Consider the following 20,119-nt stretch of genomic DNA (forward strand, 5'->3'; position numbering starts at 1 on the left):
TAATCATGCTGCAGTTTTACCCCAGTATTCTATTATTCACCATGCTCATTCACCTTATTTATCTTATTAAGGCAAAATAACTTTCTGGTAATAATCAATCTACAGAGATTTTTAGATCTGTATTCGATAAAAAACTTTCGATTTCCTTCTTCTTTTCTTTGCAGATTCATTTTAGACTGCGTTTCTCTGAGGACAAACAGGGGAGACAAACAGGCAAACAGGGGACGGTTCTTTGTTTCACACAGATATCTAGATTTAATAAGATTTTTCGGTGCTGAAACAATGAACCGTCCCCTGTTCTACCCCCCCCTGTTCTACCTCAACCGTTTCCTTGAAAGAAGGAGAGACCTTTCCATGCAGAAAACATGCTTGGCATTTAAAATATATCATTTACGAATATCATTTACAAATCTAGGGGGCAAACAGGGGACGGTTCTTTGTTTCACGCAGATATCCAGATTTAACGGTTTTACCGTTAATAAGATTTTTCGGTGCTAAAACAATGAAGAACGAAATCGCTGGCGCGATAGTTTTTGGGATAATAGTCAAATAAAAATTTAATAAAAATAATGGAAGGTATGCCTTTTTGTGGTATTGTTTAATCGCCAAACCAAACAACCCAGAAAGGACATACTTTTCTTTTATGATTAGGACAAACAGACAAACAGGGGACAAACAGGGGACGGTTCTTTGTTTCACACAGATATCTAGATTTAATAAGATTTTTCGGTGCTGAAACAATGAACCGTCCCCTGTTCTACCCCCCCTGTTCTACCTCAACCGTTTCTTGAAAGAAGGAGAGACCTTTCCATGCAGAAAACATGCTTGGCATTTAAAATATATCATTTACGAATATCATTTACAAATCTAGCAATTTACATTACAATAAACACACTAGGAATGAAAAAAGGAACAATAAGCTTCATTAATATATTTATAGTTGATTTTGCTGGTATTTCAGTATGATCCTTGGTACAGCTGTTTGCTATATATTAGCAATCTATGGTTAGTATTGTGAGCAAATATGCCAGTTTGTGCCGCACTTGCTGCAGATGGTATACCTTTCATACCTGGAGAGCTAGTTAAAATAATGATCTCCATATATATAGGTCCAAAAATTCCTAATCGTCTTATTAAAGGTGATTTATAAAGGATTAGGGGACAGTAAAACAGGATTGAGTTCTGCCGGTACTCAATCTTTTTTCATTAATCTCTCTCCAGCAGACAGAGTGTCTTTCTTCCCTAAAAAGTATCTTTCATTAACGGGTATCAATGGAAATATGACCTTGGGAGGCGGCGGCTGATATGAATGATAGCACAACCAGAAGCATTTTAATTTCTATTTCTTATTTAGCAGCTCTTTTATTGATTATTTTAAATTTAAAACCGATTATGCAGGGAATAGGAAGCTTTATCGAAATATTTGACCCTTTCCTCCATGGAATGATAATAGCATTTATATTAAATATACCTTGTGCATCCATAGAAAATCTATTGCAAAAGCGATTATTAAAAGGTAAAAGCAAAGCCCTTACCAGAACTATCTCTATTGTAATCTTATATACATTATTTGCTGTACTTTTGGTGCTTATTGTTAGCTATCTTATACCTGGCTTAATAAGCAGCATGCAAGACTTGTTAAAAAATATTGATGTATATGCTAATAATTTACAGTCACTGGTAGATAAGGCAGCAAGTTTCTTTGGATTAAAAAACAGCATCGATATGTCTGCCATGTTTAGCTGGACTGCCGGATATACAGATAAAATGGCAAAAATGATCACAGAATTTCTTGGGCATATTATCAACTTAACAGCAGAAGGTATGTCTCTGATTGCCAGATTTTTTTCTCTATTATATTTTCTGTATATTTTTTAGCAGGAAAAAGCAAATTACTACGTCAAGGAAAGGCTTTTTTTAGCCACTATATGCCGGAAAAAGTATATGAAAAAAGTTCTTATCTCTACCGTATTACCATCGATACCTTCAGTAATTATTTTGTCGGTCAAATCGTAGAAGCCCTGATCTTAAGCGGGCTTTGTTTTGTGGGAATGCTCGCCTTAGGCATTGAATATCCCATACTGATCAGTGCATTGATTGGTATTACTGCATTAGTACCCATGATCGGACCCTATATCGGAGGGCTAATAGCCTTTCGAATACTGGTTATGATTAATCCGATCAATGCAATTTTGTTTATTATATTTATTATCGTATTACAACAGGTTGAAGGGTATGTGATTTATCCGAAGGTTGTAGGAAAAAGAGTAGGTCTTCCCGACATCTGGGTTCTTCTTTCGATTATGGTGGGTTCAGGTTTAGCCGGTGCAACCGGAATAATTATGGGCGTTCCTATCGGGGCTGTAATCTATACTTTAATCAAAAAAGATGTCAATAGTAAACCATTAGCATAGTCTGATTCCATATTCATTTGAAATTATCTATAAGGAGATGGCTTCGATGCAAAAACAATCTTCTATATCATATTGGAGTATGCCTGATGATGCTGTACTATCACATTTTCATTCGACTATGGAGGGGCTTACATCAGAAGATGCTGCTGCAAGGCTAAAAGAACAAGGGGAAAACTCCATAAATAAACAAAAAAAGACTTCCCAGCTGATGATGTTTGTTCATCAGTTTAATAATCCAATCGTCATTATTTTAATAATTGCAACCATAATATCGGCCATAACAGGTGAATGGATCGATGCAGGCATAATTTTAATTATTGTACTAGCCAGTGCTTTTTTAAGTTATCTGCAAGAATTTAGTGCCAGCAATGCCCTCGAAGAGCTTAGGGAAAAGGTGCAGGTTAAATCCTTGGTTTTACGTGACGGAAAAATAATTGAAGTTATTTCAAAGAATCTGGTTGTCGGGGACATTGTAGAGCTTTCAGCAGGAAGCCTGGTTCCGGCAGATGGCTTGATACTGGAAAGCCTTGACTTCACGGTAAATCAATCTATTCTCACCGGTGAATCACTTCCCACCGAAAAAAGGTCAGGAGTTATTCCTGAAGATATGGTCATCAAGGATCGGGCAAATTGTGTCTTTATGGGAACCAATGTGCAAAACGGAAGAGCAAAGGTTTTAATAGTTGAAACCGGAGAAAACACCGAATTTGGGCAGATTGCAAATCAACTTACATTGCGCCCGCCGGAAACGGATTTTGAAAGAGGCATTCGTCACTTCGGCTATTTGCTGACTCAAATCATGCTGATCCTCACCCTTGCAGTCTTTGCTATCAACGTTATCTTTAAAAGACCGGCCATAGATTCATTGCTTTTTTCTGTAGCCCTTGCAGTCGGCATCACTCCACAATTATTGCCTGCCATAATCAGCATCACCCTTTCAAAAGGGTCACGTATCATGGCAGATAATGGAGTTATCGTACGCCGTTTAAATGCTATTGAAAACTTTGGCAGCATGGACGTATTATGTACCGACAAGACAGGCACCTTAACAGAGGGCACTATCCGTATAGATGGTGCGGTAGATGCTAATGGCCAAGAGTCCGAAGCAGTATATAGATTGGCATATATAAATGCCGCCCTTCAGACTGGTATGACAAATACTTTGGATGATGCCATTGTCGAAGCAAAAAACATGGATATCAGCAAGGTGAAGAAACAAGGTGAAATTCCCTTCGATTTTACGCGGGCGCGATTAAGCGTCATTGTACAAGAGGACAGCGACAGCCCGCCAACAATGATAGTAAAGGGCTCATTGAACAGCATCCTTGGCATTTGCAGCTATGTTCAGCTTGGAGATGAAGTTAAAGCTAAGGATGATACGGTCTTAAAAGACATTGAAAAACTTTATGCAACCTGGAGTAATCAGGGTACCCGGATTCTCGGCATTGCACAAAAGAATGTGGAAATAAAAGAAAAATATGTGATTGCCGACGAGCAGGATATGATTTTAATGGGGTTTATTCTCCTCTCCGATCACCCTAAACCGGATGTATTAGAAACCATAGTCGACCTGGCTAATAACGGAGTCAGCCTAAGGATAATCACAGGGGATAATAAACTGATTGCTATGCATACTGCAAAAGCTGTTGGGCTTGATGTTACCGGGGTATTAACCGGCGATGAGCTTCGGAAGCTAAGCGATGAATCATTGTGGAATAAAATCGAAACAACTAATATATTTGCTGAAGTAGATCCTAATCAAAAGGAACGGATCATCTTAGCATTAAAAAAGAATTCCCATGTTGTTGGATACATGGGGGATGGTATCAACGATGTTCCGGCACTTCATGCTGCGGATGTTAGCATTTCCGTTAACAACGCCGCCGATGTTGCCAAAGAATCGGCAGATCTTGTGTTGTTGGAAAATAGTTTAAAAGTCCTGGATCGCGGAATCAAACTTGGAAGGACAACCTTTGGCAACACCCTTAAATACATTCAAGTGACAACAAGTGCTAACTTTGGCAATATGTTTAGTATGGCATTTGCTTCATTATTCTTGCCATTCTTACCTCTGTTGCCTAAACAAATCTTGCTGATTAATTTTTTAACAGATTTCCCTGCATTAACAATTTCAAATGATACTGTTGATGCTGAATTGTTGAAAAGCCCACGCAGTTGGGACATTAAACTGATTCGCAATTTTATGATTATCTTCGGTTTGATAAGTTCTGCCTTCGATTTCTTGGCCTTTGCTGTTTTACTTATATTATTTAAAGCATCGGAAGAGGTATTTCAAGATAGTTGGTTTACCGTCTCAGTTTTGACAGAATTATTGATTTTAATGGTAATGCGAACCCAGAGGCCATTTTTTAAGAGCAAACCAGCTCCAATGCTGCTGTATTCATCTATATTGGTAAGCATTTTTACATTTGCCCTACCATATTTACCATTTCATCAGTTGCTGAATATCGACCCGATCAAGCCGCAGATTCTATTTTCAATGCTGATAATTGCAGGCTTATACATTGTGGTTACAGAAATTGCAAAACATTATTTCTATAGAATAAAGTCAAACCAGTAGTTAATATAGGTTATTTCACCCGGCAAAATGCAAAACCCCCAAAGCACCTTTACAGAAAGCTTTGAGGGCTTATTGTAAAATTATTGTGCACGTTTCATCAATAATTTCCAGTACTTCCCATTATATTGCTTAAAAGAGACTATTACATCCTTGTCTGGCGTTGCCTTTTATTATTTTCCACCATACTTAATCCCCTTGTATAGAGCAGATATAGACTCACCAATAGCTACAATGATAATTATTACCGTTGTAAGTAAGATCATCCTTTCAAAGGATATCGGCGTGTACTGTTCAAATTTTTGCACGATTTCACTGTTCCAAATATTCGTGTTGTAAATGACATTAACAAATAGCGCCGCCGAGATTACGTTTAACCCTGTTGTGATCACAGCTATTTTCATCGTCCATCTGCCTTTAATAATCTTAATAAGTTCAATCAGGATGTTAATAGTGAAGACGAGAAAAATAATGATCTTAAATGGAGCAAGTCCTTCTATATTGAAGAATGGAATAAAATTAAACTCACCACCAACTTTGTAATAAATTCCAATAGCTTCAGGATAGAAGAACATCAAAGGCAGAAATATGGTAGTAATAATAATTGAAACGACAGATTCTCCCCTTGATATAAGAGCCTTTTTTTCCGGTAACTCGGGTAATTGAGAAGGCTCCCATAGCCCTTGTTCCATACCAGTTTCAACAGATATTTCTTTATACTCCAATACCGCAAAAATCAGAGTTACCCAGGCTGCTCCCTGTAAAATAGCGTAAAACAGTGTACTTATATAACCTCCGATCATTTTACCGATGCTCTCAATGGAGAATATGACGCCCAATCCCGATGCTATTGATATCCCGATAAAAATAGATAAAACAACGATTTTCATAACAAAAAGATATTTGTCGAAGTAATTCGGTCCAATCAGATATCTTTCTTTTCCCCTGTAGCGATTTGCCAATTCCTCTGGATTCCCAAGTTCACGTAAAACTTTGTCGATTTTCTCTTCTTCAGAAAGAGTATTATCCATGCCATCCATCATATCGTCAATTAAGGATTTTAATTCGCTGCTAATTTCTTTTCTGGATTTTTCCGGCAGTCCATTTGTTACTGCATAAATATATCTGTTAATCACCATTACCCCTCCTCGTCAATTAAATGATTCACTACCTTATTAATGTCCTTCCAAGCATCACAAAGCTTTGAATAAACGCCCTCACCAAATTCACTTAGCCGGTAAAATTTTCTGGGTTTCGTTCCATCCGTGTCCCAAAGACTTTCCAGGATTCCTTGCTTTTCCAGTCTCCGTAAAAGAGGATATAGGGTATTTGCCTCGATATCAAATCCCTTTTCATTCATAAGAACAACTAAAGAGTACCCATATTGTGGCTGTTTCAACTGACTTAAGACAGCCAGTGTAATTGATCCTCTTCTCAGTTCCTGGATAATTCCATTTAAAACAAGATCATCATTGCTGTTTTCCACTGTATCACCTTCCAGCTATATTATACTGTGTATTACACACTATTGTCAATTATAATATATTGTATTTCATGCAAAAGAGCGATAAAAAAATCAAGGTACTCTACGAAATTGAACGTAGAGAGCCTTGATTTTGATTTGCTAATCATTTACCTTAATATAATTAAAATAATCTAAGACCATCATAGCACTGAGAGCATGTTCTTTAACCTTTTTTACCGAATACGACGAACAACTGGCTCGACAGTTGATTGAAAAAGTCACTGTCTACGAGGATAGGACTTTAATTTATGTGTGATATATATTCAAATGCTGTTATTCCATATATGCTTTTAAAATGTTTATTTAAATGGGATAAATCGACAAAACCACATTCTGCTACTGCTGAATAAACATCTCTATTTATTTCTATTAACTGCTTTGCAAGTTCTACCTTGCAATTAAGATAGTATTGGTATGGCGAAATCCCAGTATGAGCCTTGAATAATCTGATAAGTTGAAACTTCGATAAATTAAACTCTTTGCTTATCTCGCCAAGTTTAAGTACATTTTCGAGGTTGCTATGAATCATATCCTTTGCTTTTCTAATTAAAAAATTATCTTTCTTACAGTCTGTAGAAAGATTATTTTGAATAAGGCTATCTGTCAAAGATAAAAACAATTCACTGCACAAAGCCTCATCTTTTTCGCTTAATATTGCATCAGAGAGACTTAACACTCTTTGTTCAAGCCTATAATCGTACACAACAGGGGTTTCAAAACGTACTGCATCCCTTTTCTCAAGAACCTCCGCGAGTAATTGTGGCTCAATATATAGCATAACATAATCAAGACCTGTTTCATCCCGTGCCATTCCATCGTGTGCCTGTTCCGGATTAAAAAGCATAACACCATTTTGATATGATAATTGCAAACTGCCATCCAGGTTATATTGTTGAATACCTCGTAATGTTACACCTATTGCATAATCCTGATGAGAGTGCTTTTTGTACACAAAATCAGAAATACTTGCTGATAGTGCAGTAATACCCGCCGATTTTTTATAGATAAATTTGTCCATTAAATTCACCTCTTAATTAGCTTTCCTACATCCAGATCATTAATGCAGAATAAACTAAAAACAATGCCATAATTATATTAACAGCCTTTTGATGTTTCCGCAATAATTCTTTGAACATTACACCAAAGAGAACCCATGTAACAAATGCGAAAAATCCAATAATTGTTATAGCGGCAGCAAATGCTGCAAGGGCAGAGGTTGAAGTATAATATGGCATAACAAAGCTTGGAATTACTGTCATTGTGAACAATACTACTTTGGGATTTACAAACTGCATCAGGAAACCGGAAGCAAAAGTACCCGTTTGTATCTCAGCCGGCTCTGATACCTCCATTTTATAGATTTGATAAGCAAGATAGAGCATATAGACACTTCCGATTATCTGCATCAGAATTAAAATCTTCGGTATTATCGTGATAAGAATAGTATTCAACACAGCGGAAATAGTAAGTAATAGCCCAAATGCAAAAGTTGCTCCATAGGTATATTCCATTGCCTTTTTTGCCCCAAAATTATGCACTGTAGATAATATGACGATATTGGTAGGTCCTGGTGTGAAGGTAACAATGATACAGTATATTAAAAAGGATGTAATATTTATGATACACACTCCTTTAAAAGTATATTCATAGTCAAGAAGGGGTGGTGTTATTGACCCTAAGCTATCGGATAAATTAAATTATACATCCCATCGTTCAAGGCATATAGTATATTATTGCAGAGCAATTCTTCCGCATTTCAGGCAAGGGGAACATCGCCATAATATAAGTATAAAAGTAGAACGCCAACTGCATGAAATGCAATTGGCGCAAATAATTATGATAAGTATAAGATTACTTTAAGGTTAAATCATGCTGTTTTTCAAGACATTGACAATTTCATCATGGTTTAATACCTTATATCCCCCTTCTAAGATAAAAGCGCCATTTGCGATACCGTCAATCATATCCTCAGTTACACCCAAATCCTTGATGCTCATCACTAGGCTTATCTCTTTCATATATGCTTCCATCTGGTCGAGACCCTCTTTAGCGATCTGTTCATCTGTTTTTCCTTCGGGGTTTACATTCCAGACATTGATTGCATAGCGCTTGAACTTGTGAAGCCCATAAGGCATGATGAAGCGGTAATATGCCATGGAGATTGCGGATAGTGTCATACCATGTGTGGCATCGGTATAAGCGCCGATAGACTGTCCAATCATGTGAACCATCCAATCTGTGGATTTACCTTTATCAATAAGGGTATTAAGCGACCATGTTGCCGTCCACATAATATTGCTTCTTGCTTCGTAGTCTGTGGGGTTTTTGACTGCGATCTTGGAACTATGAATCAAGGACTTCAATAACCCTTCCATAATATAATCCGAGGTATTGTCATCCTCGCCAGAGAAATACTGCTCCAGGACATGCGACATGATATCAAAGAAGCCGGCAACCATCTGATACTGGGGTACAGTATAGGTAAATACAGGATTCAAAATGGTGAATTTCGGGAAAACATTATCGCCGAATATGTGACCGATTTTCAGTTTTGCGGCATGATTGGTAATAACGGAGCCGCCGTTCATTTCGGAACCTGTACCGACCATCGTCAGAACGCATCCTACGGGGATAATTTTATTATCAACATCCTCCATACGCAGAAAGTATTTTTCCCAGGGGTCTTCATCACAATAGGTTGAAACCGACACAGCTTTCGCATAATCACAGACCGAGCCGCCGCCTACGGCCAAAATCAAATCGACATTGTTGTCTTTGGCCCTTTTACAGCCTTCATATAGCTTTTCAACAGTGGGATTGGGCATAACCCCAGCATCCTCAAATACTTCTTTGCCATTACTCTTAAGAATTTTGACAATCTTATCATATAGGCCGCTCTTCTTAATGGAACCTCCGCCGTAAACCAGCAATACACCCTTACCGTATTTAGGTAGTTCCTCATTTAAGTAATTTAAAGAATCTTCTCCAAAATACAATTTAGTAGGGTTTGAATAGCTGAAATTTCCTAACATTTTTTATCCTCCTTGTTATTTCAAAAGACTTAATTAGCTCTTTTTCACTTCGCCGCTTCTTCATCGTATACTTCTTTCGCCAATGCAAAGGCTGCCCATGCATTAGGCCATCATACATAGAACGCATGCTGCGTAAAACCGGCAACTTTACCAGCAACTTTATCTGATGTAATGCTATTTTAACCCTTAAAGTTAACTCTAAGTCAATACCTGAATTAAAATTTTTTTGGAGGAATTATACCGCTCCTCATTATTATAAGAATTTTGGAGGTAACGATTGATACCCCATAGCTGTAACGGCTTGGTTTATAGACTGCAACCCTGTGGTTATCAGTTGCTTGGATGTGCCATGCGCCAAAAGCTTTCCCTGGGTATCTGTAACCGTCGCTTCTGACAAACAAATACTTCGCCCAGCCTTTAACCGTTTCCCCTCAACTATTATTTTGCCATCTTTGATAGTAGACAGATTGTCTACTTTAAGATCAAGAGAAATTAAACCAACATTTTCCTTAAGGTCACAATAAACCGCCCAGTAAGCGGCGGTATCAATTATGGAAGCGTAAACTCCGCCATGAAGCCCTCCAAAAGGATTAAGGTGCTTCATTTCCAAGTTTACATCAACTCTGCAATATCCAAAATCCAGTTTGCAGACTTCCATTGATAAGAGCTGAAAGTAAGGTCCTTGGTTAATTAACTCCAAAATGGCTTTTATGTGTTCAGGATTAAGCTTTTTCATATGAATTAATTATTCCTTTCTACGCTTAAATATAAGATTTGCATTATATATCTAATCTGAAATCTAAGCCGTGCGATAAATTGAAATTTGTCAATGCCCAACAAAGTCTTATAGAATTTGTTGGCCTCTTCGCGGATATTAATTAAACAAGAATTAATCATTAAAAATATCGAGTTTAGCAAATTCCTTCCTGATGTTAATGATATCCCATGGCAAGTATTCTGCAATCGTAAGCCCTACGAGAGAGGCCTCCTTTGAGGCATCCGCAATCATGCGAACGGTATCCGCAAGTGTGAGCTGGCCTACAGCATAATCAACCGTCGGAGTATGGGGTTCATTACATAAAAGAGAATAGAAATCCTTCGGCGATAATGCATCCAGGTCAAAATGAACCGCAAAATATTTAAACTTATTTTCTTTCAGCCATTGGATCACAGGTTGGCCACCGTCAGCCAAATCTGCAGGCGTAGCATAAGCTATTTTCATTTTCTCCAATTTCTTTGCTTCATAGTCCATAAGTTTTGATTCGATGAGTCCGGCATACATCACCTGTTGGGGGGTAAAGGGATGCTTTACGATTTCCGCAATGGAAGGGGCTCCGCCGCCCAGGAGATTACCGAGAACCATTGCGTGCTCGTGGGAAAAATCCTCCGGCTCCGAAATATCAGGATGCGCATCAATCCATAAAATGCCCATGTCCTTCTGATATTTCCCATGAAGATAGTCAAATGGTGCCTGTGACACGGAACAATCGCCGCCGAAGGTTAAAATCTTATCTGGCTGGCTCTTCTCCAAGATCTGATATGCTGCTTTCTGCTGAGCGAGGATGGCTATCTTGCCATAAAAACCGTCCGTAAACTCCAGTTCCTTGTCAAAGTCTTCCGACACCGGCACCCTGAATGTTTCACACTGATTCCCCTGAGGTGCGATCAGTGCCAGAATTTCCGCACCTTTTGCATAATTGGGATTGACGCCTCCCTGCCATTCCGGAAATATTAAACGAACCGTCTTACTTGCCATTATAACCACCCCTTCCATTTTGCTAATACAAGCATACGACGAAACAAGGTACTCTGCAAAGTTACAACGCAGGATGTCTTGTTGTAATATTGCAGGCTAAACCCCAAAATTTCAGTGGGTGTAATCCAAATATTTTATATGTTCCGGTGAATCTTTCTGTATCAGTTCCTTCATTTTTTTAGCAAACGGACATGGATAACCGATAGGATTGCCCCGCTGGATGCAGGAGGCAAAAACGATTGTGTCGGCACCTCTTTTCACAAGTTCCCGAGCGCGTAAAACTGCCTTTTTACCGGGACATCCTCCGCAGTTTATAAAACCTACGATTTCAATATCTTCTTCGATCCCCTCAAAGGCCCCTTTCTTTTCTCTAATCATTTTAAAATCGGTTGTACCGGGACAGTAGTCCTCGGTTTGCATACATCTGATTACTCCTGCTTTCATGATATTCACCTCATTTTATAAACAAAGTTAATTTAATTTCAATAGCAAAACTTTTAAGACCGCATTGCTTTAATAACAGCGAAAATCCCTTCTCCAAATCCGGCTTTACTTTCTTGGTATTTATTCTCTAATGTATAGATTGTTTGCTTTCTTTCGAGGATTTCAAACCCGGCGTTATTCAGTAATTCTGTCATCTCTTCTGAAGAATGGAAATTGGCATTTTTGTAACTTTTATGCAGATGCTTATTATTTTCATATAATTGACCAAGCGGCGTAGCCTTATCAAGAAAAGCAATAATAAATACCCCACCCTTTACAAGTATTCGATGAACTTCAGAAAAAGCCTGCAAAACGTCTTCAAGGAAACAATCAACTGTCACCATTAATACGAATTGATATGATCCATCATCCACGTGAATTTTTTCTGCTTTTCCATGTATTACATTAACACCTTTTTTTGCGGCTTTGGCAGCCATTTTATCGGATGGTTCTACTCCATCCCGGATACCTAAGCGGGAAGCAAAAATTCCAGTACCGACACCAATTTCTATCCCTTTTCCAGAGATCGGAATAAGGTGTTTTATGGCTTCCACTTCTGAATCAAGTAACTTATCATTTGTTTGAAACCACTTTTCGTATTCTTCAACATCTGTATTAAAGAGATTATCCTCTTGCATTATTTTCTCACCACTTTCAATTTTTATGGATATTCTAAGAACCAAGCCGCTGCTATTTTGAAATAAGTTACTATGATTTTTATTAGCAAATCATAAATTGGTTTATATCTTTAGTTCTTTTAGCAATTTGGATATAATCTACGTGTAGATATAAATCTATTTGCGCTCATTTAAGAAGCGTTATAATTGGTTTAACAAGGAGAATAAAATGCCAGTTTATTCAGAACCATTACCAAAAGATTATCTTTGCAAAAAATTAGCGGAAAATAACTCCGCAAAAATATGCATCATAGGTTGCGGTGTTTGTGCTAACATCTCTTGCAGCCTGTATCAAGGAGTAAATCAGCCGGTAATGAGTATATTTTTTAAACCGCTAGCAATGAATAAAGAAATGGATCATTTAAGCAACATCCTTCAAAACGAATATCATGTAACTGATAGTACAGTAATTATGGGTTTATGTAAATATACTAAGAAAAAAGAGAAATCAATTCAGGAAGTTTCTAATGGTGCTGATACCGTCATCGTTATGAGTTGTCCAGCAGGATTAAAAACAGTTGAAGCGGTATTACCTGACAAAAAAATTATTCATGGTATGAAACTTAAAGGTTTTAAATCTGTTGAATTTAAATTAAAAAATTCTAAATGGTACCTAACTGATAAAAGCAAAAAATAACTGGCTAATGGGGCTAATGGATTGTCCCGTCCGTAGAAATAAGCTATTTTACATGAGCATTACTATCTTTAAACAAGTTACTATGTAATTTATTAGCATATCATAAATTTGCTTATATCTTGCAATTTTTAAGCATCCTTTCTATAATAATAATAAGCTCACATGGGGAAAACTAAAAATAAAACAATGGAGGTAATTGATGATGAGCATGAATGACAATGTAGTAAATCTTTTGAAGGAACAAATGTGGTATTTGGCAACTTATTCTGATGAACCAAATGCAGTTCCTGTTGCATTCAAAGATGTGACCGAAGACGGAAAGTTAATCGTCGGAGATGTATTCCTGGAAACCACATTAAATAACATCAAGGCTAACGGAAAAATCGCTGTATCTGCCTGCAATCCAACGACCATGGAAGGTTATCAGATTAAAGGGACTGCTGAATATATTACCGAGGGTGCTATTGTTGATTCCTACAAAAAGCTTGTATCGGATATGTTTAACGGTGCTGCTACGGCTAAAGGAGCACTGATTATTACTCCAAAAAAGGTTATTGTAACTACTCCTAATGCTGACAACAAAAAAGAACTTTAATTGTAAGGCCTCACAACTGAAACATATCGGTAGTGAGGCCTATATCTTCCTATATCTTTAAAAAATGGTACTTGCACTAATTTCCCCGTGCAAATACCATTCCACAATGCAAATGCGCTATTCGAAAAGCTCTATGAAAATGCTCAATTATATTTATGATGCCATTATGAGCGCAGCCCGTTAATGTCATCTTGGTTTTTATTATACTTCGTTTATGATATATGTCAATAATTATTTTCGGTTTTATGAAAAAAAACCGCCAACCAAGGAAATTCCTTAAGTGACGGTTAACGCTTTGTTTTATTCAATCATAAATTTCTTTTGCCATATAAAATGCTGCCCATGCTTTTGGCCAGCCGGCATAAAAAGCAAGATGTGTCAAAATCTCAATCATTTCTTCTTTAGTAACACCATTATCTTTAGCCCTTTGAATATGCCCTTTCAAAGAACTATCCAAAATTCCACTTGCCATTAATGCAGAAACAGTAATGAGGCTGCGGTCTCTCGGCGAAAGCTGTTCTTCTCTGGACCATACCTGACCAAATAGAACATCATCGTTTAACTCAGCAAATTTAGGAGCAAAATCACCTAATATATCTCTCCCTGCTGTAACTTTTTTCATGCTATAATCCCCCTATTCCGAGAATTTCACCTGGCAACTTACGTCAATGTGAACAGTTTCTTTTCAGCCCAACCTTGTCCTCCCTCTATTTCAATTTGCTATAATCCTCGTATGATACCGCTTCTAACCATTCATTCGATGCACCTTCCGCGGGAACCTCAACGGCAAGATGGGCAAACCAGCTATCGGGAGCTGCACCATGCCAGTGTTTCACTTCCGGCGGAATGTTTACCACATCACCGGGATGCAGCTCCTGTGCTGTTTTACCCCATTCCTGATAATATCCACGGCCTGCGGTGGCCAGAAGAATCTGTCCGCCTTTATGATGGATATGCCAGTTGTTACGGCACCCCGGTTCAAAGGTCACATTGCCAATTACCACCTCTCGCATTACAACAAACCAGTCAACTATTTTTTGGTTCAAAGGTCACATTGCCAATTACCACCCCGGTGGTGGTCAGCATATTCAAATAACTCTGCCCGACAAAATACTTTGCATATGCTTCATTTTTATCGCCAATGGGAAAAATGGTCTTAATATCCTGTGTATTCATTGGATAATCACTCCTTCAATTTACTTCTTCACTCTAATTCATCATTCTATTTCTTCATTGTATAGCGTAGCCACACACTGCCCCCATCCTTGACTTCAGCACTTTCTAATGTAAACCCGATAGGATGATCAGCAGCTAAACCACCCCGTGTTTCAAACAATGCAGGAGTTTCCGAGGAACCGTCAGCAACCGGGGCAATTACAAGACTCAGCTCATCGCACATACCGGCCTGCATAAATGACCAGTTGAGGACACCGCCGCCGCCTAGCATCAAGGTTTCAATGCCGAATAGTGTCTTAACTTTCTCCATAGCAACTGTATAGTCCAAAGACTCCTCACCGGCAATAATGTAGGAAATGCCTAACTTTCTGAGAAAAGCTTTGTAAGCGTTGCTTGCTTTTCCTGTAAGTACCTCCAATACATCTGCGGTGGTATCAATATAGGTTAGTATATTACTTTCCCAACCAAGCTTACCGTAAGGGTCTACCGAAACATAGTACTTGTCGGTATGGCGTTCTGCAATAAAATCCCCTTCCGGGACAGTTGGGGCATTTTCATCTAACTCAGGCTTACGATAATTTGTGAAGTTATCATCAGTAGTCACCCGACCGGATAGCCAACCTTGATGTTTGTAATAAGGATTTTTGCCAAAGGCAATATTATAAAATACACCGCTAGCTTTATTTCCCTCTGTGGTTCCCATATAAGAACCCATAATCTTTCCATCAACCGAAGTCATCATATGGCAAAATATATACGGTCTGTTCATTTTCATTTTAATTTTCCTCTCAATAATTTCTATTTTATGCTGTCGTAAAGAAGGTTTCAAGCTTATCAAATGGAATTAAATCTGTCTTATCATATAAATCCACATGATTGGCATTTGGAACAATATAAAGTTCCTTCGGCTCTAACGCTTCCTTAAGTGCATCTTCACTGAAAAAACGCGAATGGGCATTTTCCCCTACTATAAATAAGATTGGACGGGGAGAAATTGTCTTAATATAGGTCAAAAGGGGGAAGTTCATAAAAGACATACTACTTGTTGCAGTAAACTGTGTAATAGAATTGGGATGATAACCACGTGGTGTGGAATAAAACTCTCCAAATTCTATGCCAATTGGATCTGTTGCAGCATCAAAACCAATTGGCGCCCCTCTCTGGGAAAGCACCGGGAAATCTGCTTCAAAGTCTATATATCTTTGCTCATTTAAATCATCCAGTCTTGCATTTCTTTCCTCATCTGTCATCCCATCTGAATTAACACGTGACATATCATACATACTGATTGTAGCAACCGCTTTAATACGTCTGTCTACCTGGGCTGCACTCAGGGCAAATCCGCCACTGCCGCATATACCGATCGCTCCTATTTTACTTCTGTCCACAAAAACCTGAGTACCAATATAGTCCACCGCCGCACTAAAATCTTCCACGAAAAAATCCGGTGATGAGACATGTCTTGGATGTCCGCCGCTGTATCCATTAAATGACGGATCAAAGCTAAGAGCAGCAAATCCACGCTCTGCCATGTTCTGTGCGTAGATGCCAGGGCCTTGTTCCTTTACTCCGCCATATGGGGCACCAATGATAACTGCCGGGTATTTTTTATGCTCATCAAAATCTTTTTCGATATACAAATCAGCAGATATCGTAATTCCATATCGGTTCCTATAAGAAACGGATTTCCTTATGACCTTGTCGCTTAATTCGAAAATGTAATTACCTGTTTGTGGCATAATTTATTTTCTCCTTTACTATCCCATTGATTTTTCTAGTTCAATCAATTATCGAACTATAAGTTTAACTAAAGTATACAACTTAAACCTGACTTTAAGTCAATAGGTTTTTAATTTTTTTTCATCTTTGGTCCAAATTTAGTTTGTTTATCATTTATCTAAATATTCTTGGTATTGACAGAACCATAATCTAAAATATATAATGTGTTTAACTTAATTAACATTATACGACTTAAAGCTAACTTTAAGTCAATGGTATCATAATAAAAATAATTAGAGGAGATGAACATGCTATATACAGTCGGGGAAATGGCAAAAAAATTAAATGTTGCACCTTCCACATTGCGATATTATGATAAAGAAGGTTTGCTACCTTTTGTAGAACGTTCCGGTGGCGGCATTCGAATGTTTAAAGATGAGGATTTTGAATGGTTATCTACGATCGAATGCCTAAAAAAAGCGGGAATGTCAATCAAGGATATTAAATTCTTTATAGATTGGTGTATTGAGGGGGATTCCACTATCGAGCAGCGACTAACGTTGATTGATAAGCAGCATGAATCTGTCCTTAATCAAATTAAGCAAATGCAGGAAACTCTCAATATGTTGGAATACAAGCACTGGTATTATGAAACCGCTAGGAAAGCCGGCACTTGTGCGGTACATGCAGCAATGGAAGAAAAGGATATTCCTAAAGAGTTTCGGAGCGCCAGAGAAAAATCAAAAGGATTGACAAATACTAAAAAATAAATATTCCGAAAAACAGCGGTTCAAGTCCATGGACCGCTGTTTTTATTTGCGGATTTGCTATTATGGCTAATTGTTGATCTACAATCTCCTTCCCTTGGTGTAAGAGTAAATACTTCTTGTTAAATATAGGATGATATGCTGTCTGACAGTACTGCACTTGCTGTTCTTTGCTATTTTGCTAAATAATTTTCCATCAGACATTGTTCAATAACTTCTTTGCCTAAAAGTGTAATAGCTTTTTGTGGGCAATTACTAATACAACGATAACACATAGTACATTTACTATCAGCACTTGCTTTTTGATTGAATATTGACAAATTACTCATTGGACAAAGAGAAACGCATCTACTACATCCGATACACATTCTTTTATCAATTTTTAATTTGTTGGTGTAGTTTAGTGTTTTTTTGTAAAACCACAATCTTTGCCCGAATAGTCCTGCGGCATGGCATAAAATATTCAACCCGTCTTTTGTGGCCCTTCCTCGTTTTATTGAATCCACCGCATCTTTAATTTTATTATCTGCACTTTTTACAAGTTGCTTGTTTTCCTCTAAAGATTTTTTAGCAACTTTACATCACCTTTGCAATCTGGCATTTTAAGATGAAGTCCACCTACAATATTTGCTCCATATCTTTTTAATAGCCTCGCACTGCAACCTGCACCGTCACCACTAAACAATCCCATTGTGCAAATAATAAAAACATTTTTATTATTGAAATTAGCTCTGTTATGATAAATAAAATCTCTCATAATTTTAGGGATATTGCTGTAATAAATTGGATACCCCAAGACAATAGTTTCGGCTTTTCTCATTGCTTCGGTTACATCTGGATTTTCTATTGAAATTGGCTTGCTCCCGTCGTAGTAACCTAAAAATCTTTCAACACAATATTTTGTATTCCCTGTGCCACTAAAATAAATCCCTAACATTTTTGGTTCCTCCCCGAGGGACGGGGGGACAGGTACATCGTCCCTCTATCAATGCATTTTGTGAAACAACAGTATAATAGGAATTTATGCTTCAACGAAAAAAAGGACCGTGCACCGATTTTTCATTTAGTGCAACAGCCCTACTTCTACACATCTTCACAAATATTAATGTGGTTATTTCATCAGCTCTGCACCACTGTTCCATGCCTGCCCAACCTTATCGCCAATTGCGTAGTAACCGCTCTGGAACGGATCAAAGACAAAGGCATTCAGTTTCACTGGGTCTACATTTCCTTTTTCGTCAAGGACTGCTTCATCCGCCAAAACATTTACAATCTCACCTAACACTCTAAAACCGTATTTCCCATTTTGAATTTCAACAACCCTGCATTCCAAAGTTACCGGAAATTCTTCAACGACAGGTGCATCTACTTTGTTGCTCTTTACGGCATGGAGGCCGCTTCGCTCAAACTTATCGAACATTTTATTTCCGGACGCAATACCAAAAAAGTCCGCTTCTTTGATATGGTCAATATCTGCAATGCTAAGGGTAAATGCTTTACGCTCCTTAATATTTTTTGCCGTCTTATGGGTTTCATTAATGTTCAGTGCAACCATATTCTTTGCACATATGCCGCCCCACGCCATGTTCATAACATTGACGACATCGCCCTCACTGTAAGTGGCAATCATTAAAACTGGCATAGGAAACAAGTAAGGTTTTACTCCAAGGTCTTTTTTCATTTAAATCATACCTCCGCTTAATAAGATTTTAATTAATCCAACTGTACAAATCTTCTGTTTACCTTTATGATAATTGAGAGCCTAACAATAATCAAGTACCGGCTTTTAAGTTAGTAGCTTTCTATAATTGATAAAGTATAGGGTCAAAAATAATAACGTAGGATGCCTTGGCTTTGTTCATCGGAGCATACTCAGCTCATGTGATTAATCTGTCCCCTTTGACGATATAGCTATTTTCCGTCTGCAGAACTACCTCCGTATTGGATGGCGGATTATCGTTTTTAATTTTTCCGGTGCGACCTTGCGTGGGTCAGAAATGTATATCTCATGATGACGGCGTGTGTCGTCAATATCGATGGCATAGCCGTTTTCTATAGCAAAACCATCAAGCTCCGCTACAGTAGCGGGTTCATCATCATAGGAACCGATGTGCATTACCTGAACGCATAAACCCTCTGTGATTGTTTTAAGCTTTGCCTTTGATGTATCAATGTTAGGTTTTTTCTTTGCCAGTGTAGCCTTTGCGGCTTCCAAAATGTCTTCTGTTACGAAGTCAGGCTGTCGAATCATCATTGTCCACATAAACTTGTCCTTGTCGGTTATCGCCGCGCCACTGCCTCTAAAATCATCGTCTACGCTCCAGAATCCTTCGAGCGGCGGAACAACATATTCCAAGACCGATTTGTTGCCCATCTTGATGGTATAGGATAGCCCATAAAGCAGCTCAATGGCGGCGGTATATTCCGGGCTTATGTTCGGGTCACCTTTACCGTCGACCGTAATGAAAGTCATTTCCGGCACATTTATAATAGAAGGCGTCGTCTTTGGTTGGTATAAGTCTTTTTGGGTTTTCTTATAGTCAATCGGCATCGCTGCACCTCACCTCTTTCTCAATAAGCGCCAGTGCAATCCGCAATGCCTTTACCCGCCTGTCGTTTAAAGTTTTCTGCGAGGACAGCAGCCTGCCGCTTTCCTGCATCTTTTCGCACTTGTGCAGAGTTGAAGCAAGGGAAATAATTGCCTCCTCCAACTCCTGTTTCGCATATTCGCTCATTTTATCTCCTTTATTCTAGCATTAG

21 protein-coding genes and 2 pseudogenes are annotated in these 20,119 nt (G+C 38.2%); 5 read left to right on the plus strand and 18 right to left on the minus strand.

The window, feature by feature from the left end:
- The first annotated feature begins 1,392 nt into the window (after window positions 1-1,392).
- Window positions 1,393-2,414, plus strand: a pseudogene (locus CEQ75_RS19080) (AI-2E family transporter).
- Window positions 2,415-2,460: 46 nt separating this feature from the next.
- Window positions 2,461-4,995: a magnesium-translocating P-type ATPase gene (mgtA, locus tag CEQ75_RS16400; protein ID WP_157677510.1), complete on the plus strand. Its 2,535-nt coding sequence runs from the start codon at window positions 2,461-2,463 to the stop codon at window positions 4,993-4,995.
- A gap of 170 nt (window positions 4,996-5,165) precedes the next feature.
- Here the strand turns inward: mgtA and CEQ75_RS16405 are convergent, their stop codons facing one another.
- From CEQ75_RS16405 to CEQ75_RS16445, 9 genes are all read right to left on the minus strand, one after another.
- Window positions 5,166-6,131 carry an HAAS signaling domain-containing protein gene (locus CEQ75_RS16405; RefSeq protein WP_089612158.1) on the minus strand — a complete coding sequence of 322 codons (966 nt, stop codon included), beginning with the start codon at window positions 6,129-6,131 and terminating at the stop codon, window positions 5,166-5,168.
- Entirely contained in the window at window positions 6,131-6,478 is a 348-nt protein-coding gene (locus CEQ75_RS16410) for a PadR family transcriptional regulator (RefSeq protein WP_089612159.1), read from the minus strand. Before CEQ75_RS16410 ends, CEQ75_RS16405 begins: the two co-directional genes overlap by 1 nt.
- 280 nt (window positions 6,479-6,758) lie before the next feature.
- Entirely contained in the window at window positions 6,759-7,535 is a 777-nt protein-coding gene (locus tag CEQ75_RS16415) for an AraC family transcriptional regulator (RefSeq protein ID WP_089612160.1), read from the minus strand.
- Between the two features lie 25 nt (window positions 7,536-7,560).
- Window positions 7,561-8,145, minus strand: a complete 585-nt coding sequence (locus tag CEQ75_RS16420; RefSeq protein ID WP_242965284.1) for a LysE family translocator — start codon at window positions 8,143-8,145, stop codon at window positions 7,561-7,563.
- A 234-nt stretch (window positions 8,146-8,379) separates the two neighbouring features.
- Window positions 8,380-9,549 carry an iron-containing alcohol dehydrogenase gene (locus tag CEQ75_RS16425; protein WP_089612161.1) on the minus strand — a complete coding sequence of 390 codons (1,170 nt, stop codon included), beginning with the start codon at window positions 9,547-9,549 and terminating at the stop codon, window positions 8,380-8,382.
- Window positions 9,550-9,802: 253 nt separating this feature from the next.
- Window positions 9,803-10,285, minus strand: coding sequence for a PaaI family thioesterase (locus CEQ75_RS16430; RefSeq protein ID WP_089612162.1), 483 nt, complete (start codon window positions 10,283-10,285; stop codon window positions 9,803-9,805).
- 153 nt (window positions 10,286-10,438) lie between these two features.
- The gene (locus CEQ75_RS16435; protein ID WP_089612163.1) at window positions 10,439-11,305 is read right to left on the minus strand and encodes an arginase family protein; all 867 of its coding nucleotides are present in this window, start codon (window positions 11,303-11,305) and stop codon (window positions 10,439-10,441) included.
- A 111-nt stretch (window positions 11,306-11,416) separates the two neighbouring features.
- Window positions 11,417-11,749 (minus strand): CGGC domain-containing protein, encoded by a 333-nt coding sequence (locus CEQ75_RS16440; protein ID WP_089612164.1) that lies wholly within the window; start codon window positions 11,747-11,749, stop codon window positions 11,417-11,419.
- A gap of 53 nt (window positions 11,750-11,802) precedes the next feature.
- Window positions 11,803-12,426: a class I SAM-dependent methyltransferase gene (locus CEQ75_RS16445; RefSeq protein ID WP_089612165.1), complete on the minus strand. Its 624-nt coding sequence runs from the start codon at window positions 12,424-12,426 to the stop codon at window positions 11,803-11,805.
- A 208-nt stretch (window positions 12,427-12,634) separates the two neighbouring features.
- Between CEQ75_RS16445 and CEQ75_RS16450 the strand changes: the two genes are divergently transcribed.
- Together CEQ75_RS16450 and CEQ75_RS16455 are read left to right on the plus strand one after the other, a co-directional pair.
- Window positions 12,635-13,102: a hypothetical protein gene (locus CEQ75_RS16450; protein ID WP_089612166.1), complete on the plus strand. Its 468-nt coding sequence runs from the start codon at window positions 12,635-12,637 to the stop codon at window positions 13,100-13,102.
- A gap of 199 nt (window positions 13,103-13,301) precedes the next feature.
- Window positions 13,302-13,697: a pyridoxamine 5'-phosphate oxidase family protein gene (locus CEQ75_RS16455; protein ID WP_242965292.1), complete on the plus strand. Its 396-nt coding sequence runs from the start codon at window positions 13,302-13,304 to the stop codon at window positions 13,695-13,697.
- Window positions 13,698-14,001: 304 nt separating this feature from the next.
- Here the strand turns inward: CEQ75_RS16455 and CEQ75_RS16460 are convergent, their stop codons facing one another.
- From CEQ75_RS16460 to CEQ75_RS16475, 4 genes and pseudogenes are all read right to left on the minus strand, one after another.
- A complete protein-coding gene (locus CEQ75_RS16460; RefSeq protein WP_089612167.1) occupies window positions 14,002-14,319 on the minus strand; it encodes a carboxymuconolactone decarboxylase family protein in 318 nt (105 codons plus the stop codon).
- Between the two features lie 85 nt (window positions 14,320-14,404).
- Window positions 14,405-14,873: pseudogene (locus tag CEQ75_RS16465) on the minus strand (cupin domain-containing protein).
- A 46-nt stretch (window positions 14,874-14,919) separates the two neighbouring features.
- A complete protein-coding gene (locus tag CEQ75_RS16470; RefSeq protein WP_242965295.1) occupies window positions 14,920-15,648 on the minus strand; it encodes a dihydrofolate reductase family protein in 729 nt (242 codons plus the stop codon).
- 28 nt (window positions 15,649-15,676) lie between these two features.
- Complete coding sequence (locus CEQ75_RS16475) at window positions 15,677-16,612, minus strand: alpha/beta hydrolase (protein WP_089612168.1); 936 nt, start codon at window positions 16,610-16,612, stop codon at window positions 15,677-15,679.
- A gap of 288 nt (window positions 16,613-16,900) precedes the next feature.
- On the opposite strand from CEQ75_RS16475, the gene CEQ75_RS16480 reads away from it, so the two are divergent.
- Window positions 16,901-17,362 (plus strand): MerR family transcriptional regulator, encoded by a 462-nt coding sequence (locus CEQ75_RS16480; RefSeq protein ID WP_089612169.1) that lies wholly within the window; start codon window positions 16,901-16,903, stop codon window positions 17,360-17,362.
- 170 nt (window positions 17,363-17,532) lie between these two features.
- Here the strand turns inward: CEQ75_RS16480 and CEQ75_RS19410 are convergent, their stop codons facing one another.
- The 5 genes from CEQ75_RS19410 to CEQ75_RS16500 all read right to left on the minus strand — a co-directional run bounded on the left by CEQ75_RS19410 (window position 17,533) and on the right by CEQ75_RS16500 (window position 20,094).
- Window positions 17,533-17,877 carry a 4Fe-4S dicluster domain-containing protein gene (locus CEQ75_RS19410; RefSeq protein WP_338032031.1) on the minus strand — a complete coding sequence of 115 codons (345 nt, stop codon included), beginning with the start codon at window positions 17,875-17,877 and terminating at the stop codon, window positions 17,533-17,535.
- Window positions 17,878-17,915: 38 nt separating this feature from the next.
- Window positions 17,916-18,296, minus strand: a complete 381-nt coding sequence (locus CEQ75_RS19415) for an EFR1 family ferrodoxin (protein ID WP_338031975.1) — start codon at window positions 18,294-18,296, stop codon at window positions 17,916-17,918.
- Window positions 18,297-18,470: 174 nt separating this feature from the next.
- On the minus strand, window positions 18,471-19,040 hold the full coding sequence (locus CEQ75_RS16490) for a flavin reductase family protein (RefSeq protein WP_089612170.1): 570 nt from the start codon (window positions 19,038-19,040) through the stop codon (window positions 18,471-18,473).
- Window positions 19,041-19,289: 249 nt separating this feature from the next.
- Window positions 19,290-19,910 (minus strand): GyrI-like domain-containing protein, encoded by a 621-nt coding sequence (locus CEQ75_RS16495; RefSeq protein ID WP_089612171.1) that lies wholly within the window; start codon window positions 19,908-19,910, stop codon window positions 19,290-19,292.
- Window positions 19,900-20,094, minus strand: coding sequence for a hypothetical protein (locus CEQ75_RS16500; RefSeq protein ID WP_089612172.1), 195 nt, complete (start codon window positions 20,092-20,094; stop codon window positions 19,900-19,902). The genes CEQ75_RS16495 and CEQ75_RS16500 overlap by 11 nt, the downstream gene beginning before the upstream one ends.
- Window positions 20,095-20,119 lie beyond the last annotated feature (25 nt).

Origin of the sequence: Dehalobacterium formicoaceticum, from assembly GCF_002224645.1 — a bacterium.
GTDB lineage: Bacteria > Bacillota > Dehalobacteriia > Dehalobacteriales > Dehalobacteriaceae > Dehalobacterium > Dehalobacterium formicoaceticum.